The organism is Spongisporangium articulatum, from assembly GCF_044465595.1.
Taxonomy (GTDB): domain Bacteria; phylum Actinomycetota; class Actinomycetes; order Actinomycetales; family Kineosporiaceae; genus Spongisporangium; species Spongisporangium articulatum.
Map to the genome: position 1 here is coordinate 85,316 of NZ_JBITLV010000007.1, position 14,487 is coordinate 99,802.

The window sequence follows — 14,487 nt, forward strand, 5'->3', positions numbered from 1 at the left end:
ATCCGCGCGTACCAGCGCGTAGCCAGGGCGCTCACCGGGTGGCGGTGACGACGACCTCCAGCATGAGGCCGGGCATCGCGAGGGCCGCGACCTGCGCCGCGATGCCACCGGCCGGGAAACGACCCGCGGCGGCGGCGAACCGGCCGGCCACCGTGGCCGCACCCTCGACGAAGTAGGCCTGCAGGTCGGTGCTGAAGACGTCGTAGCGGACGACATCGGCCAGGCCCAGGCCCGCGTGGGCCAGGACGGTCTCGACGTTGTCCATCACCTGCACGGCCTGGGCGGCCATGTCCCCGACGTGCACCGGGGTGCCGTCGGCGTCGAGGGAACACTGACCCGCCACGTGCAGGGTACGGGTCCCGCCTTCGACCAGGGCGCCCTGGGCGAAGCCCAGCCCGTCCTGCCAGGTCCAGGGGTTGACGGTGCTGATGGATGCCTCAGTGATCGTATTCATGATCATTTCTTTCTCCTTCTCCTCGGCGACCCGCCGTCCGGGTCGTGGAGAAGATTCGCCCTCGCCTCTAATCACCCACTGTCATCTGACTTAATGCGCCACTTAACAACGCTTTTCGGACATACGGGGAGTCGGCCGGGACTTTTCTCACATGCCTCTGATCTGCGATTTCGCCGTATCGAGACGCCTTCGCGCGGCCTCGTCGGTAGTGTTCCGGCCAGAGGGGGCTGAGCAATTTCGGCCATCGCAGGACGAAAGGCCGAAGTTCGCCACATGCGTCACGCCAACCAGCAACAGGTTCAGCTGTCGCGGGTCACGTCCCGTCCGGGCCGGTTCGACGGTTTCCGGGGGCGCCCCACGCGCATCCTGCTGCCGCTCGCCGGCCTGGCCGTGGTGGTGGCCGTCGCCCTCGTCCTGCACCCGGTGCACTTCGGTGACGAACCGACCACCTCGCTGCCGGGCGCCCAGCCCCCGCCGTCGCCCTCGGCGGCGGCCACCGTCGACGCGGCGACCGCGAACGAGAAGGTCCGCTACGGCGTCTTCGTCGGCACCGATGCCAGCCAGGTCCGCCGCTTCGAGCGGGTCACCGGCCAGAACGTGGTGGACGTGCTCGACTTCGGCCAACGGGGCAGCTGGGACGACATCGCGAACCCGGCCACCGTGCTCGCGCACTGGCGGGGCGACACGAAACACCGGCTGATCCTGGCCGTGCCCCTGCTGCCGACGAGCCTGAAGCCGACCCGGTTGAGCGCGATGAAGGCCGGCGCGGCCGGCGACTACAACCAGTACTTCAAGGCGCTCGCGCAGCGGCTGGTGGCGGCCGACCACCAGGACGCCGTACTGCGGATCGGCTGGGAGTTCAACATCAAGGACTGGGCCTGGGGGACGCCGGACGCGAAGTCGTTCCGGGCCTTCTTCCGCCAGGTGGTCACCACGATGCGGAGCGTGCCCGGCGCGGACTTCTGGATCGACTGGAACGTCAACAACGGGTTCACCCCCTACGACGGGACGAAGTACTGGCCCGGTGACGCCTACGTCGACTCCGTCGGGGTCGACGCGTACGACATCGACGGGACCGTCTACCCCTACCCCAAGAACTGCCGCACGGTCTGCCGCGAGAAGCTTCAGGAGCGCGCCTGGGACGAGGTCATCTTCGGCGGCGAGCGCGGCCTGCAGTTCTGGTCGCAGTTCGCCGCCGAGCACGACAAACCGCTGGCCCTCAGCGAGTGGGGCCTGTGGGACCGACTGAACGACCACACCGGCGGCGCCGAGAACCCCTTCTACATCCGGCAGATGCACGACTTCATCACGTCACCGCTGAACAACGTCGCCTACGCGGCCTACTTCAACTCCGACGACCCCGAGAGCAAGCACAGCCTGCTCGACGGGGAGTTCCCCGCCAGCGCCAAGGTGTTCAAGGACCTGTTCGGCGGCAAGACGTCGGGCTGAGCCGCCCGTTCCTACTCGAACGCCTCCGGCGGGGGGCAGGAGCAGACCAGGTTCCGGTCGCCGTAGGCCCCGTCGATGCGCCGGACCGGCGCCCAGTACTTGAACCGCGGGACGACGCCGGCCGGGTAGACGGCCTCGGCCCGGCTGTACGGGTGGGTCCAGTCGCCGGCCAGGTCGGTCAGGCACTGCGCCGTGTGCGGCGCGTTCGCCAGCGGGTTGTCGTCGCCGGGCCACTCCCCCGCCGCGACCCGTTCGATCTCGCCACGGATCGCGATCATGGCGTCGCAGAACCGGTCGAGCTCGGCCAGGTCCTCGCTCTCGGTCGGCTCGACCATCAGCGTGCCCGCCACCGGGAAGGACATGGTCGGGGCGTGGAAGCCGTAGTCGATCAGCCGCTTGGCGACGTCGTCTACGCTCACGCCCGTGGCCCGGGTGATGGGCCGCAGGTCGAGGATGCACTCGTGGGCGACCAGACCGCCCCGGCCGGTGTAGAGCACCGGGTAGTGGTCGCGCAGCCGGGCGGCGACGTAGTTGGCGGCCAGGATCGCGGTCTGGGTGGCCTTCTTCAGGCCGTCGAGGCCCATCATCCGCACGTACGCCCAGGAGATGGGCAGGATGCCGGCCGAACCGTAGGGGGCCGCGCTGATCGGGCCGACCCCGGTGGCCGGTCCCGCCCCGTCGTCCAGCGGGTGGTTCGGCAGGTAGGGCGCCAGGTGCTCGCGCACCGCGACCGGGCCGACGCCCGGTCCGCCGCCGCCGTGCGGGATGCAGAACGTCTTGTGCAGGTTCAGGTGCGACACGTCGGCACCGAACGCGCCCGGCCGGCTCAGACCGACCAGCGCGTTCAGGTTCGCGCCGTCGACGTAGACCTGCCCGCCCGCCGCGTGCACCGCCTCGCACAGCCGGGCGATGCCCTCCTCGAACACGCCGTGCGTCGAGGGGTAGGTGACCATCACGGCGGCAAGGTTCGCGCCGTGCTCGGCGATCTTCGCGTCCAGGTCGGCCAGGTCGACGTTGCCGTCCTCGTCGCAGGCCACCACGACGACCCGCATCCCGGCCATCACGGCGCTGGCCGCGTTGGTGCCGTGCGCGCTGGAGGGGATCAGGCAGACCGTGCGATGCGTCTCGCCCCGGTCGCGGTGGTAGGCCCGGATCGCCAGCAGCCCGGCCAGCTCACCCTGCGAACCGGCGTTGGGCTGCAGCGAAACGGTGTGGTAGCCGGTCAGTTCCGCGAGCCAGCGGGCCAGGTCGTCGACGAGCTCGCGGATGCCCTCGGTGTGCTCGGCCGGCGCGAACGGGTGCAGCCCGGCGAACTCGGGCCAGGTCACGGCCTCCATCTCGGTGGCCGCGTTGAGCTTCATCGTGCACGAGCCGAGCGGGATCATCCCGCGGTCCAGCGCGTAGTCGGAGTCCGACAGCCGGCGCAGGTAACGCAGCATCGCGGTCTCGCTGCGGTGCGTCGTGAACACCGGGTTGGTCAGGTACGGCGAGGTGCGCAGCAGCGCGGCGGGCACGGCGCCGGCGAACGGCAGGTCGCGGTCGAACGGCACCTCACCACGCTGCAGCGCACGGGTCGCGTCGATCCCGAAAGCGCCGAGCACGGTGCAGATCTCGTCGATCGTGGTGGTCTCGTCACAGGCGACCGCCACGTGGTCGGCGTCGACCTGCCGCAGCAGCACGCCGTCGCGGCGGGCCGCCTCGACGATCGTCCGGGCCCGGTTGGGCACCCGGGCCAGGACGGTGTCGAAGAACTCGGCGTGCACGACGTCCACGTCGCTCTCGCGCAGCGCCGCGGCGAGCGCCTGGGCCAGTCGCGCCGTCCGGCCCGCGATCCGGCGCAGGCCCTCGGGGCCGTGGTAGACCGCGTACATCGCGGCCATCACGGCCAGCAGCACCTGCGCGGTGCAGATGTTGCTGGTCGCCTTCTCCCGGCGGATGTGCTGCTCCCGGGTCTGCAGGGCCAGCCGGTAGGCGGGGGCGCCGTCGGCGTCCTGGCTGACCCCCACGAGACGGCCGGGCAGTTGCCGTTCCAGGCCCTTGCGCACGGCCAGGTACCCGGCGTGCGGGCCGCCGAACCCGAGGGGGACGCCGAACCGCTGGGTGGTGCCGACCGCGACGTCCGCGCCGTCGTCCCCCGGCGAACGGACCAGGGTGAGGGCCAGCAGGTCGGCGGCCACGGTGACCAACGCCCCGGCCGCGTGCGCGGCCTCGACCAGGGGCGCCAGGCCCTGCAGCGCGCCGTCCGCGCCCGGGTACTGCACCAGGACGCCGAACACGGCTCGTCCTTCGGCCGCGGCGGCCAGCGCCGCGGCGGGGTCGGGCGCACCGGCGAGGCTCGCCCGCCGCACCTCGATGCCGAGCGGTTCGGCCCGCGTGCCGATCACGGCGGCCGTCTGCGGCAGGACGTTCGTGTCGAGCACCATGACCGCGTCCGGGGCGACCTTCGAGACCCGGCGCATCAGCGTCATGGCCTCGGCGGCGGCGGTGGCCTCGTCGAGCAGACTCGCGCCGGCCGTGGGCAGGCCGGTCAGGTCGGCGACCATCGTCTGGAAGTTCAACAGCGCCTCGAGCCGGCCCTGCGAGATCTCCGGCTGGTAGGGCGTGTAGGCCGTGTACCAGGCCGGGTTCTCCAGCACGTTGCGGGTGATCACGGCCGGGGTGTGGGTGCCGTGGTAGCCGAGGCCGATCATGGGGGTGGCGACGGTGTTGCGGGCGGCCAGCGCGCGCAGCGCGGCGACCGTGGCGGGCTCGTCCAGCGCGGGCGGCAGGTCGGGGATGTCCGAGGCCTCGATGTGCGCGTCCTGGATCACCGGCGGCAGCACCGCGGCCGTGAGGGCGTCCAGGTCGGCGACGCCGACGGTGCGCAGCATCGTGGCGTACTCGGCGTCGCGGGGGCCGACGTGCCGGTCGACGAACACCGGCGGGAACGGGTGGCCCGCGGGCTCGTCGGCGTGGAGCGCGACGGGCTCGGCCGGCTCGAGGGGACGATCAGTGAGTGACGTCATCGGAGGCTCCTGGCTGTCGGCAGCTTCGGCGGCCTCCCCATCCGTCGGGCTTCCTCGCCCTTCGGAGCGGCCCACCCCACGCGGTCCTGGCGCCTGAGAGGTTCCGGGGAGAGTTGCCCCTTCGGCGCCCGCGACGGTTACCTGCGGGCTCTCCCGCGGGGGTCATCGGCTCGCTTCGAGATTACCAGCCACGGACCGGGGCGCAGCAGTGGTCGACCGGGTGCCCTGCCGCACAAGCACCGCTCGACCCGGTAGCGTTCGACCCCGTGACGATCGTCAGCGTGTGCAGCCTGAAGGGTGGCGTCGGGAAGACGTCGGTGGTTCTCGGTCTCGCGTCCGCAGCGCTCGCCAAGGGGGTGCCGACGCTCGTCGTCGACCTCGACCCGCAGTCCGACGCGACGCTCGCGCTCGACGTCGACGCGGAGGGCGCCACGAACGCCGCGACCGTCCTCGGCGCTCCCCGGCGCAGCGCCGGCAAGCTGGTGCCCGCGCGCAGCAATTGGGCCGGGGACGACGAGTCGGCCGTGCTCGACGTCATCCCCGGGTCGCCCGACATCGCCGCCCTGGACCGGCCGTCGGGTTCCGAGCGGACGCTGGCCCGGCTGTCGACCGCGCTGGGCGCCCTCAGCCAGTACCGGCTGGTGCTGGTCGACTGCCCGCCGTCGCTGGGCACCATCACCCGCTCCGGGCTGGGGGCCAGCCACCGGGCGATCGTCGTGACCGAACCGGCCCTGTTCTCGGTGACCGCCGCCGACCGGGCGCTGCACGCCATCAACGACGTGCGGCGCAGCAGCGCTCCGGCCCTGCAGCCGCTCGGTGTGGTGGTGAACCGGTTCCGGGAACGCTCCCCCGAGCACAAGTTCCGGTTGCAGGAGCTGAGCGACATGTTCGGCCCGCTGATCCTCGGCCCGACGATCCGGGAGCGCTCGGCGCTGCAGCAGGCCCAGGGGGCCAGCCAGCCCATCCACCGGTGGCCCGGTGAGCCCGCCCACGAGCTGGCCGCCGCGTTCGACGCCCACCTGGCCCGGATCCTGCGCGCCAACCTCCGCGGCACTCGCGGCCGCGCGGCCGCCCTCGCCGTCCCGTCGTGATCATGGAAACTTCTACCCTCTGGCGTGATCACCGCCCACCCGTCGATGCGCGGGGAGAGTAGAAGTTTCCATGATCACGACATGAGAACTAGCCCGTGGCGCGCTGCGCCCTTCGGGCCGCGAGCTCGTCGACGCCCTCGGCCTCCGTGCGCTCGACCGGCAGCTCGGCCAGCGAGACCTCGACCTCGCGCCAGACCCGGCCGACGGCGATGCCGAACACGCCCTGCCCGCCCTGGACCAGGTCGATGACCTCGTCGGCCGACGTGCACTCGTAGACGCTGGCCCCGTCGCTCATCAGCGTGATCTGGGCGAGGTCGTCGACCCCACGGTCACGCAGGTGGGTCACGGCGATGCGGATCTGGTGCAGCGAGACCCCGGTGTCGAGCAGGCGCTTGACCACCTTCAGGACCAGGATGTCGCGGAAGCTGTAGAGCCGGGAGGTGCCCGACCCGCCCGCGTTGCGCACGCTCGGCTCGACCAGGCCCGTGCGGGCCCAGTAGTCGAGCTGGCGGTAGCTGATGCCGGCGGCCTTGGCCGCCACCGGACCGCGGTAGCCGGCCTGCTCGTCGAGCTCCGGCAGGTCCTCCGTGAAGAGCATGCCCTGAGCCGCGGCCACGTGACCGGAGGACTGCCCCGGTTCGCTGCGCTCGCTCACGCGGTGCCTCCTCGGTTCGGACGATTGCGACGAACCGGGCGGAATGACACCGGTCGAACTACAGCCGCGACGTTTCCTTTGGAACGGTAGGCGCCCGGCCCGGCAGCGTCAACGAGGTGCCCCACGAGTCCCGCGCGTGTCGGCCGGCGACTCACCCCGGCTGCTCAGGACTCGGGCTTGTCCGTGGGGCCGGCTCCGGTCTCGCCGAAGTCCTCGGGCGAGATCTGGTCGAGGAACTCCCGGAACTTCTCGACCTCGTCCTCGTCCTCGTCGGGCACCGCGACGCCGCCCGCCTCCAGCACCTCGTCGGCCCCCACGATGCGGCAGCCGACCCGCAGGGCCAGGGCGATCGCGTCGGACGAACGGGACCCGATCGTCACGCCCCCGTCGAAGACCAGCTCGGCGTGGAAGATGCTGTCCCGGATCGCGATGATCCGGACCTCCTGCAGCGTGCGGCCCAGCCCCTCGATGACATCCTTCAGGAGGTCGTGGGTCAGCGGCCGGGGCGGGACGACGCCCTGCTGGGCGTACGCGATGGCGCTGGCCTCCGGGGCCCCCACCCAGATCGGCAGGTAACGGTCGCCGTCCCGTTCCCGCAACAGCACGATCGGGTTGTTGGACGGCAACTCGACCCGAACCCCGACCACGTCCAGCTCCCGCATCCCGTCACCGTACCTCTACGACGGATCAGTGACGACCGAACGGTGACGACCGAACGGTGACGCGATCAGTGCCCGGCCCGGTCGAGGGCGGTCTTGACCAGCACGGCGTGCAACCGCAGGCACAGCGCCGTCAACTCGCGACCGAGCTCCTCGGCGCGGGCCGCGGACTCCGGGTTGCGCTGGTGGCGCACCGGGTTGACCACCTGCTCGACCAGGCCGGCCTCCCGGTCGGCGGCCGAACGGAACGAGCGCAGGTGCCGGGCTCCGATCCCGAAATCGGCCAGCTGGCGGGCGGTCGCGGCGATCAGCACGGCGTCCTCGTCGTACCCGGCCGACGGCGTGCCCGGCGTCCCGGTGCGCGGCGAGACCAGCCCGTGCGACTCCAGGTCGGCCAGCAGGGCCTCGTCGATCTGGGCCGAGGCGAGCAGCTGCGCGCGGGACAGCCGGCGCTCCTGCGGCGGTTCCGGCTCGTGCTGCTCGCTCGAGCTGACCAGCCGGGGAGCCCGCGGACCGCCCCGGGTGACCGGGGGCTCGAGACCCTGGTCGAGCCGTTCGAGGTGGTCGCGGATCACCCGCAGCGGCAGGTAGTGGTCGCGTTGGACGCCCAGCACGTACCGCAGGCGGTCGACGTCGGCGGGCGAGAACTTCCGGTAGCCGCTGGCCGTGCGCTCGGGCTCGACGAGGCCCTGGTCCTCCAGGAACCGGATCTTCGAGATCGAGATGTCGGGGAAGTCGGGGCGCAACAAGGCCAGCACGGCGCCGATGTTCATCGACGCCGGACCGCTCGCGCGGGCGCCCTCGCCCCGGGCCGGACTCAAGGTCAGGCCGTCCGCCGGCTCGGGTGGAAGACCAGCCGGTACTTGCCGATCTGCACCTCGTCGCCGTCGGCCAGCACGGCGGAGTCGATCCGGTCCTTGTCGACGTACGTGCCGTTCAGGCTGCCCACGTCGCGCACGACGAACGCCCCGCCCTCGCGGACGAACTCGGCGTGCGTGCGGGAGACCGTGACGTCGTCCAGGAAGATGTCCGAGTCGGGCCGGCGGCCCGCGGTGGTGCGGTCGGCATCGAGCAGGAATCGGGCTCCGGCGTTGGGCCCGCGCTGCACGATCAACAGCGCAGAGCCCTCGGGCAGCGCGTCGATCGCGGCCTGGTCCGCAGTGCTGAGACCGGCCTCGGCCGCCTCGATCGCCTCGGTCGTGGACAGTGCGCCGAACGACATCGTCGTGTCGGCGCCCCGGCCGTCCGCCGCGGGGCCGCCTGCGGGCTCGCGGCTGTCCGGCTCCGACATCGTGCGCTCCCTCGACTCGACCCTTACTGGCTGCAGATGTGCAGGCAGCCTAACCCTCGACGAGGCCTTGAGACAGTCGACCTCACTCGAGGCCCGACGTGTACGCGGCGACGTCCATCAGGTCGCCCGGCTCGTCCGACACCTGGACCTCGAACATCCACCCCTCGCCGTACGGGTCGGAGTTGACCAGTTCGGGCGTGGCGTCGAGGGCCGCGTTCGTGGTGACCACCGTCCCGGACACGGGCGCGTAGATGTCGCTGACGCTCTTCGTCGACTCGACCTCGCCGCAGGTGCCCCCCGCCACGACGACGTCGCCCTCGGCCGGCAACGTCACGTAGACGATGTCCCCGAGCGCGTCCTGGGCGAACGCGGTGATGCCGACGCGGGCGATGCCGCCCTCGAGCCGGACCCACTCGTGCTCGGCGGTGTACTTCAGGTCGTCCGGGTACTCGAAGTCGGGCACCGTGTCTCCTCTTTCAGCCGGCGGCGCGGGTCGCCGAGATGGTCAGTCGCTCGCTGCGGAGCACGCTACCGTGCGCGCCCACCTGATCGAGGCTGTCCATCACGCCGCCCGGGATCTTCAGCGCCGAGTCCATCGTCTCGGGCGAACCGATCGCCGTGATCAGGTAGGCGGGGCGCACCCGGGTCCCGGACACCTCGACCCCGTCCTGCCCGACCGCCTCGGGGTCGGTGAACGCCGTGCTGGCCACGATCCGGACGGCTCCGGTCGTGGCCGGGACCGGGGTGGCGCCCGCCGTGGCCGACGAACCCGCCGCGGAGGGTGCCGCTCCCACGGCCGTGCCGATCTGCATCGCCTCGGCCCCGGCGTCGCGCAGTTCCTGGACGGCGTTCAGCACCGCGTTCGCGCGCACGTTGCCGTCGGGGTCGTCGATCCGCAGCACGATCCCGGGCCCGGTCGCGGGCACGGTGCCGGCCAGGATCTGCAGGTCGGTCAGCCGCTTGCGCACCTGGGTCTCGACGGCCTGGGCCTGGTCGGTACCGGTGCGCAGTTCCTGCTCCTGCTGCTGGAGCTCCTGGGTCTCGCGGTCGACCTGCGCGGACTTCTCGTTCACCGTGCCGAGGATCTGGACCAGGTCGGACTGGCTGAGCGACGCATAGCCGCCGGTGCTGGTCTGGCGGACCTGGACGACGAGCGAGAACCCCAGCGCGGCCAGCAGGACGGCGGCCAGCACCGTGGCGCGTCCGAACCGCCGCCGGTGCTGGGGCTTGTGCACCTCGCTCATGCCTTGAACAGGTGGCGCCGGATCGCCGCCGCGTTGGAGAAGATCCGGATGCCGAGGACGACGACCACGCCGGTGGACAGCTGGGCCCCGACCCCGAGGTGGTCACCGAGGTAGACGATCAGAGCGGCCACGACCACGTTGGACAGGAAGGAGACCACGAAGACCCGGTCGTCGAAGATGCCGTCGAGCAGGGCCCGCAGACCGCCGAACACGGCGTCGAGCGCGGCGACGACGGCGATCGGCAGGTAGGGCAGCAACCAGGCGGGCACCGTCGGGGAGAAGATCAGGCCGGCGGCGATGCCGATCAGCAGGCCGAGAGCGGCGATCACGGTGTGCTTCCCTTCGTCGGTGCGGCCGAGTCGGTCGGGGCGGTCGAGACGGGTCGGGCCAGCCGCAGGGTGACCTGAGCGGCGGCCGGCAGCTCGAGCCGGTCACGGCCGTCGATCGACACCCGGATGCCGTTGTTGTCCCGCAGCGCCTGAACGTACGGCCCGGCGCTGCCCCCGGCGAACCGGGCCTGCAACGTGGCCGGGTCGCCGACGGCGTCGATCCGGTAGGGCGGGGCCGTCGGCCGGAAGTCCACCAGGATCGCCTGGCCGGCCGAGCGGATCGCCGACAGGGCGCTCAGGCGCTGCCCGTTCACCGCGACCGCCTGCGCCCCGGCGGCCCACAGCCCGTTGACCACGATCTGCAGGTCGACGTCCAGCACCACGCCGCCCCCGGCCGCCGGGTCGGCGCGTGGGTCGGTGCCGCCGACCGAGCCGCTGTCAGGGGCGTCGTCCACCCTGATCTCGACGCCCGGGCCGCGCACCGGCGACGCACCGGTCGCGGCGCTGAGCAGCTTCTCCTGGGCCTGCAGCTGCGCCCCGCGGTCGCCGAGGGCCTGCTGCTGGATCGCCGCGATCCGGGCGCGCAACTGCGCGTTGCGCTCCTCGCCCGACCTGACGTCGGCGTTGCGCTGCTCGATCCGCGCGGCCAGCTGGGTGCGCACCTTCGCGGCCGCGTCGGACGGCTCCCGGATGGCCAGCACGGAGACCGCCAGGCCGAACCCGGCCAGGACGGCGACCACGCCGGTCAGGCCGCGACCGGAGACCATGCGGAGGCGACGGACCCCGGTGAGGGGCGCGGCGTCGTCCGCCTGCTGTCTCCGGCGCTCCGCGGCCTGGGCGTAGCCCGGGTCGAGGGGGCGTTCCATGGCCTCCCGCAGGAGGGTCATGGACTCGTCGAGCCGGCGCGGGCTCACGAGGTCGCGACCTGGCGCCGGGCCCGGTGCAGGACGGCGGCCGACTGGCGCAGGTAGATCACCGCCGACCACACGTAGAGGCCGGCACCCCACCAGGCGAACGCCCAGCCGATCGGCTTCGAGACGTCGCCCACCAGGCCGTCCACGTGCCCGAGCAGCAGCAGCGGGAACGCGTACAGCAGGTTGAAGGTCGCGGCCTTGCCGATCAGGTTGACCGGCAGCGGCTCGTGCCCGGCCCGGCGCAGCACCAGCAGAGAACCGGTCAGCACGGCGTCGCGCAGGACGAGCAGGCCCACGAGCCACCACGGCACGATCTCGCGGTAGGCGAGGCCGAGCAGCGTGACGAAGATGTAGAGCCGGTCCGCGAGCGGGTCGAGCAGGGCCCCGAACCGGGTGATCTGACCCCAGCGGCGGGCCAACCAACCGTCGAAGTAGTCCGTCCAGCCGGAGACCATCAGCACGACCAGAGCCAGCCAGTCGTGCTCGGTGACGATCAGGACGGCGAAGACCGGCACGAGCACGAGCCGGAGCAGGCTGAGCACGTTCGGGATGGTCAGCAGTCGATCCCCGACCACCTGCTCGCTGTCCGACACTGGCTGTCCGCTCCTCCTCGACGCGCCCCCGCCCCCGGGCTGCACAGCCACAGCCTAGGCGGTGGGGGCGGGTCGAGGAGGCACCCCGTACTCACACGGGCGGCGTCAGGACCCGGACAGCGTGTGGGCGTCCGGGTCGTCGAGGGTGGACCGCGGGCCCGTGAACCAGTGCTTGACGTTCAGGTGCCACGCGACCCAGAGGCTGATCAGCAGGACGCCGAAGACGATCGGCGTGTAGTTGACCGCGGTCCAGGTGAAGTCCCCCACGCCGTCGGTCTTGTGGCCCGGGATGCCCTGCGGGACGGTCGGGAACAGGAAGTAGATCGACGTCACGGTGATCTCGGCGACCGCCACGAGGCTCATCCACTTGTACTTCGAACCGAGGGTCCACGGACCGGGCGCGAACGAGTCGCCGGCCTTCCAGCGCAGGAAGATCGGGATGGCGAAGCAGACGTACAGGCCGATGACGCCGATCGAGACGACCGCGTAGAAGGCGGTCGGGGCGCCGCTGGGGCTCTTGTAGAGGGCGGGCAGGGTCAGGATGATGCCGACGAGCGCCGAGGCCAGCACCGCATTGCGCGGCACACCCTTGCCGTCGACCTTGCGCAGCGCCCCCGAGGCGGGCAGGGCGCCGTCCCGGCTGAAGGCGAACATCATCCGCGAGGTGGCGGTGAGACAGGCCGTGGTGCAGTAGATCTGGGCGCTCATGCTGATGAACACCACGATCTTGAACAGCGTCGAGGACAGCGCCCCGTCGAGCAGGGCGAAGATGCTGCCGGGGCCGTAGCCGTTGTCGACCGAGCTCAGCTTGTCCGGGTCGTTCACCGCGAACACGAACGACAGCAGGAGGATCCAGCCGCCGATGGCCGAGTAGAAGATCGACTGCCAGATGCCGCGGGCCGCGCCGTGCGCCGCGCCGTGGGTCTCCTCCGAGAGGTGGGCGGAGGCGTCGTACCCGGTGATCGTGTACTGGGTCAGCAGGAAGCCCAACGGCAGGACGGCGAACCAGAAGCCGAAGCCGTTCGACTCGCCGCCGAAGAAGCCGGAGTTGTTGATCCGCTCGGTGAACACGTACGACAGGCTCTGGTGGCTGTCCGGCCCGAAGATCATGATCGCGACCACGATCGCGGCCCCGAACACGTGCCACCAGACCGAGACGTTGTTGATGATCGCCAGCAGGTGCGAGCTGAAGACGTTGATCGAGATGACGACGGCCATCACCACGATGAACCAGAAGAACTGCTGGTACAGGTAGTTCCCGCCGAGGAAGCTCTCGGCGTACGAGTCCGAGAACAGGTCGATGAAGACGTTCAGGAAGCTCGCCGCGCCGTAGGCGACCGACGCCAGGATGGCGATCAGCCCGACGAGGTTCAGCCAGCCCGTGTAGTAGCCGACCTTGGCGCCGCCGAGTTTCGCCGCCCACCAGTAGATCCCGCCGGACGTCGGGTAGGCCGACACCAGCTCCGACATGCAGAGCCCGATGATCAGGATGAACAGGGAGATGACCGGCCAGCCGATCGAGATGGCGATCGGCCCGCCGTTGTTCCAGGCCTGGCCGAACGTGGTCAGACAGCCCGCCAGGATCGAGATGATCGAGAACGAGATGGCGAAGTTGGAGAAGGCGGACCAGGTCCGGGCCAGCTCCTGCTTGTAGCCGAGACTCGCGAGGGTGTCCTCGTCGGCGTTGCGCTGTTCGGTACTCATGCAGCGACCTCTTCCAGTAGTGCGCCGAAGTCCGCGGCTGCGAACTCCTCGACCGCGCGTTCGTACTTCTCCAGGCCCCAGGCCCAGAAGTCGAAATCGAGCGTGCTGGTGCCCGCCTGGATGCAGCCCCACAGCGTCCAGCCGTACTTGGACGCCGTGGCCAGCAACCGGGCCCGGGCCACCTCCGCCGCCACCTGCGAGACGTCGTCCGCCCGTCGGTACAACCGCACCAGCTCGGCCAACTGCGTCACGGACAGGCCGGATTCGCTGGCGATGTTGCCCAGCTCGAAGGCCGGTTCGTTGTTGCCCGCGTACTCGAAGTCCACGACCCACAGGCGGTTCCCGTCGTCGAGGAAGTTCTCGGCGAGCAGGTCGTTGTGGCAGGGCACCGTGGGCGCGGGCCGGACGGCGAGCGCGGCGCGCATCCGCTCGAAGGCCGGCATCAGGTCGAGATAGCCTGCCGGGAGCCGGAATCCGCGCTCCTGGACAATCCGCAGGTACCGGCCCTGGACGTCGAACATGTCGAAATCGACCGGGAACCGGGGGCCGGCGTGCAGGGTGCGACACACGTCCGCGAGCCGGGGCAGCATGTCGTCGCGGCGGACGTCGGCCGGCCCCAGCGTGCGGCCCTCGACCCAGGCGACCACGAGCACCTCCTCCGCGACGCTGCGGCAGACCACGTCGGGGGCGGCACCGGAGGCGGCGGCGGCCCGGCTGGCCCCGTGCTCGGCGTCGCGGTCGATGGCCAGGGCCGCGGAGTCGTCGGTGCCGAGGCGGGCCACGACGGTGCGCTGCGCGGCCGTGCCCTCCGCGAGGACCACCTTGACGATGACGTTGGTCAGCCCGCCCTCCAGGTGCTGCACGGTGCGTGTCGAGTCGGCCACGCACGGCACCCGGTCGAGGACGGCCGCGATGTCGGCATCGGTCAGCGAGGCCGCCGAACGGCTGGAGCGCCTCGCGCGGGTCGACGACGACATCCGCATCTCCTCGGGTGAGATCCGGTCCGGATCATAAGCGGCGGACGCCTACAGGTTCCAGAGTCGACATTTCACGGCTCGATCGGCCACGTATCCAGTAGATGACCTTCACCCCTCGCGGC

Annotated in this window: 15 protein-coding genes and 1 riboswitch; of the genes, 2 read left to right on the plus strand and 13 right to left on the minus strand. The window is 71.4% G+C overall.

What is annotated here, in order from left to right; all coding sequences use genetic code 11:
• Window positions 1-31: 31 nt before the first annotated feature.
• Window positions 32-454: a RidA family protein gene (locus ACIB24_RS19495; RefSeq protein ID WP_398283785.1), complete on the minus strand. Its 423-nt coding sequence runs from the start codon at window positions 452-454 to the stop codon at window positions 32-34.
• 273 nt (window positions 455-727) lie between these two features.
• On the opposite strand from ACIB24_RS19495, the gene ACIB24_RS19500 reads away from it, so the two are divergent.
• The gene (locus tag ACIB24_RS19500; RefSeq protein WP_398283787.1) at window positions 728-1,903 is read left to right on the plus strand and encodes a glycoside hydrolase family 26 protein; all 1,176 of its coding nucleotides are present in this window, start codon (window positions 728-730) and stop codon (window positions 1,901-1,903) included.
• An 11-nt stretch (window positions 1,904-1,914) separates the two neighbouring features.
• Here ACIB24_RS19500 and gcvP read toward each other — a convergent pair whose 3' ends face one another.
• Complete coding sequence (gcvP, locus tag ACIB24_RS19505; RefSeq protein WP_398283789.1) at window positions 1,915-4,908, minus strand: aminomethyl-transferring glycine dehydrogenase; 2,994 nt, start codon at window positions 4,906-4,908, stop codon at window positions 1,915-1,917.
• Between the two features lie 71 nt (window positions 4,909-4,979).
• A riboswitch (glycine riboswitch) is annotated at window positions 4,980-5,074 on the minus strand.
• Between the two features lie 100 nt (window positions 5,075-5,174).
• On the opposite strand from gcvP, the gene ACIB24_RS19510 reads away from it, so the two are divergent.
• Window positions 5,175-5,999: a ParA family protein gene (locus tag ACIB24_RS19510; protein ID WP_398283791.1), complete on the plus strand. Its 825-nt coding sequence runs from the start codon at window positions 5,175-5,177 to the stop codon at window positions 5,997-5,999.
• Window positions 6,000-6,087: 88 nt separating this feature from the next.
• Here ACIB24_RS19510 and ACIB24_RS19515 read toward each other — a convergent pair whose 3' ends face one another.
• The 11 genes from ACIB24_RS19515 to ACIB24_RS19565 form a co-directional block, all read right to left on the minus strand.
• Window positions 6,088-6,597 carry a MerR family transcriptional regulator gene (locus tag ACIB24_RS19515; RefSeq protein ID WP_398284123.1) on the minus strand — a complete coding sequence of 170 codons (510 nt, stop codon included), beginning with the start codon at window positions 6,595-6,597 and terminating at the stop codon, window positions 6,088-6,090.
• Window positions 6,598-6,818: 221 nt separating this feature from the next.
• Window positions 6,819-7,316 carry a bifunctional nuclease family protein gene (locus ACIB24_RS19520; protein ID WP_398283793.1) on the minus strand — a complete coding sequence of 166 codons (498 nt, stop codon included), beginning with the start codon at window positions 7,314-7,316 and terminating at the stop codon, window positions 6,819-6,821.
• 65 nt (window positions 7,317-7,381) lie between these two features.
• A complete protein-coding gene (ftsR, locus tag ACIB24_RS19525; protein ID WP_398283795.1) occupies window positions 7,382-8,134 on the minus strand; it encodes a transcriptional regulator FtsR in 753 nt (250 codons plus the stop codon).
• Window positions 8,135-8,136: 2 nt separating this feature from the next.
• Window positions 8,137-8,604 carry an FHA domain-containing protein gene (locus tag ACIB24_RS19530; protein ID WP_398283797.1) on the minus strand — a complete coding sequence of 156 codons (468 nt, stop codon included), beginning with the start codon at window positions 8,602-8,604 and terminating at the stop codon, window positions 8,137-8,139.
• Window positions 8,605-8,686: 82 nt separating this feature from the next.
• On the minus strand, window positions 8,687-9,067 hold the full coding sequence (gene gcvH, locus ACIB24_RS19535) for a glycine cleavage system protein GcvH (RefSeq protein ID WP_398283799.1): 381 nt from the start codon (window positions 9,065-9,067) through the stop codon (window positions 8,687-8,689).
• A gap of 13 nt (window positions 9,068-9,080) precedes the next feature.
• Complete coding sequence (locus ACIB24_RS19540) at window positions 9,081-9,848, minus strand: DUF881 domain-containing protein (RefSeq protein WP_398283801.1); 768 nt, start codon at window positions 9,846-9,848, stop codon at window positions 9,081-9,083.
• Window positions 9,845-10,177: a small basic family protein gene (locus ACIB24_RS19545; protein ID WP_398283803.1), complete on the minus strand. Its 333-nt coding sequence runs from the start codon at window positions 10,175-10,177 to the stop codon at window positions 9,845-9,847. Before ACIB24_RS19545 ends, ACIB24_RS19540 begins: the two co-directional genes overlap by 4 nt.
• On the minus strand, window positions 10,174-11,091 hold the full coding sequence (locus ACIB24_RS19550; protein WP_398283805.1) for a DUF881 domain-containing protein: 918 nt from the start codon (window positions 11,089-11,091) through the stop codon (window positions 10,174-10,176). Before ACIB24_RS19550 ends, ACIB24_RS19545 begins: the two co-directional genes overlap by 4 nt.
• Window positions 11,088-11,684 (minus strand): CDP-alcohol phosphatidyltransferase family protein, encoded by a 597-nt coding sequence (locus ACIB24_RS19555; RefSeq protein WP_398283807.1) that lies wholly within the window; start codon window positions 11,682-11,684, stop codon window positions 11,088-11,090. Before ACIB24_RS19555 ends, ACIB24_RS19550 begins: the two co-directional genes overlap by 4 nt.
• Before the next feature lie 105 nt (window positions 11,685-11,789).
• A complete protein-coding gene (locus tag ACIB24_RS19560) occupies window positions 11,790-13,388 on the minus strand; it encodes an amino acid permease (protein ID WP_398283809.1) in 1,599 nt (532 codons plus the stop codon).
• A complete protein-coding gene (locus ACIB24_RS19565; RefSeq protein WP_398283811.1) occupies window positions 13,385-14,365 on the minus strand; it encodes a phosphotransferase in 981 nt (326 codons plus the stop codon). The genes ACIB24_RS19560 and ACIB24_RS19565 overlap by 4 nt, the downstream gene beginning before the upstream one ends.
• Between the last annotated feature and the right edge of the window lie 122 nt (window positions 14,366-14,487).

Bases quoted from the DNA above. Each gene is read 5' to 3' on its own strand.
- ACIB24_RS19495 (WP_398283785.1), bottom strand. From the start codon at position 454: ATGAATACGATCACTGAGGCATCCATCAGCACCGTCAACCCCTGGACC.
- ACIB24_RS19500 (WP_398283787.1), top strand. From the start codon at position 728: ATGCGTCACGCCAACCAGCAACAGGTTCAGCTGTCGCGGGTCACGTCC.
- gcvP (WP_398283789.1), bottom strand. From the start codon at position 4,908: ATGACGTCACTCACTGATCGTCCCCTCGAGCCGGCCGAGCCCGTCGCG.
- ACIB24_RS19515 (WP_398284123.1), bottom strand. From the start codon at position 6,597: ATGCTCTTCACGGAGGACCTGCCGGAGCTCGACGAGCAGGCCGGCTAC.
- ACIB24_RS19520 (WP_398283793.1), bottom strand. From the start codon at position 7,316: ATGCGGGAGCTGGACGTGGTCGGGGTTCGGGTCGAGTTGCCGTCCAAC.
- ACIB24_RS19530 (WP_398283797.1), bottom strand. From the start codon at position 8,604: ATGTCGGAGCCGGACAGCCGCGAGCCCGCAGGCGGCCCCGCGGCGGAC.
- ACIB24_RS19540 (WP_398283801.1), bottom strand. From the start codon at position 9,848: ATGAGCGAGGTGCACAAGCCCCAGCACCGGCGGCGGTTCGGACGCGCC.
- ACIB24_RS19560 (WP_398283809.1), bottom strand. From the start codon at position 13,388: ATGAGTACCGAACAGCGCAACGCCGACGAGGACACCCTCGCGAGTCTC.
- ACIB24_RS19565 (WP_398283811.1), bottom strand. From the start codon at position 14,365: ATGTCGTCGTCGACCCGCGCGAGGCGCTCCAGCCGTTCGGCGGCCTCG.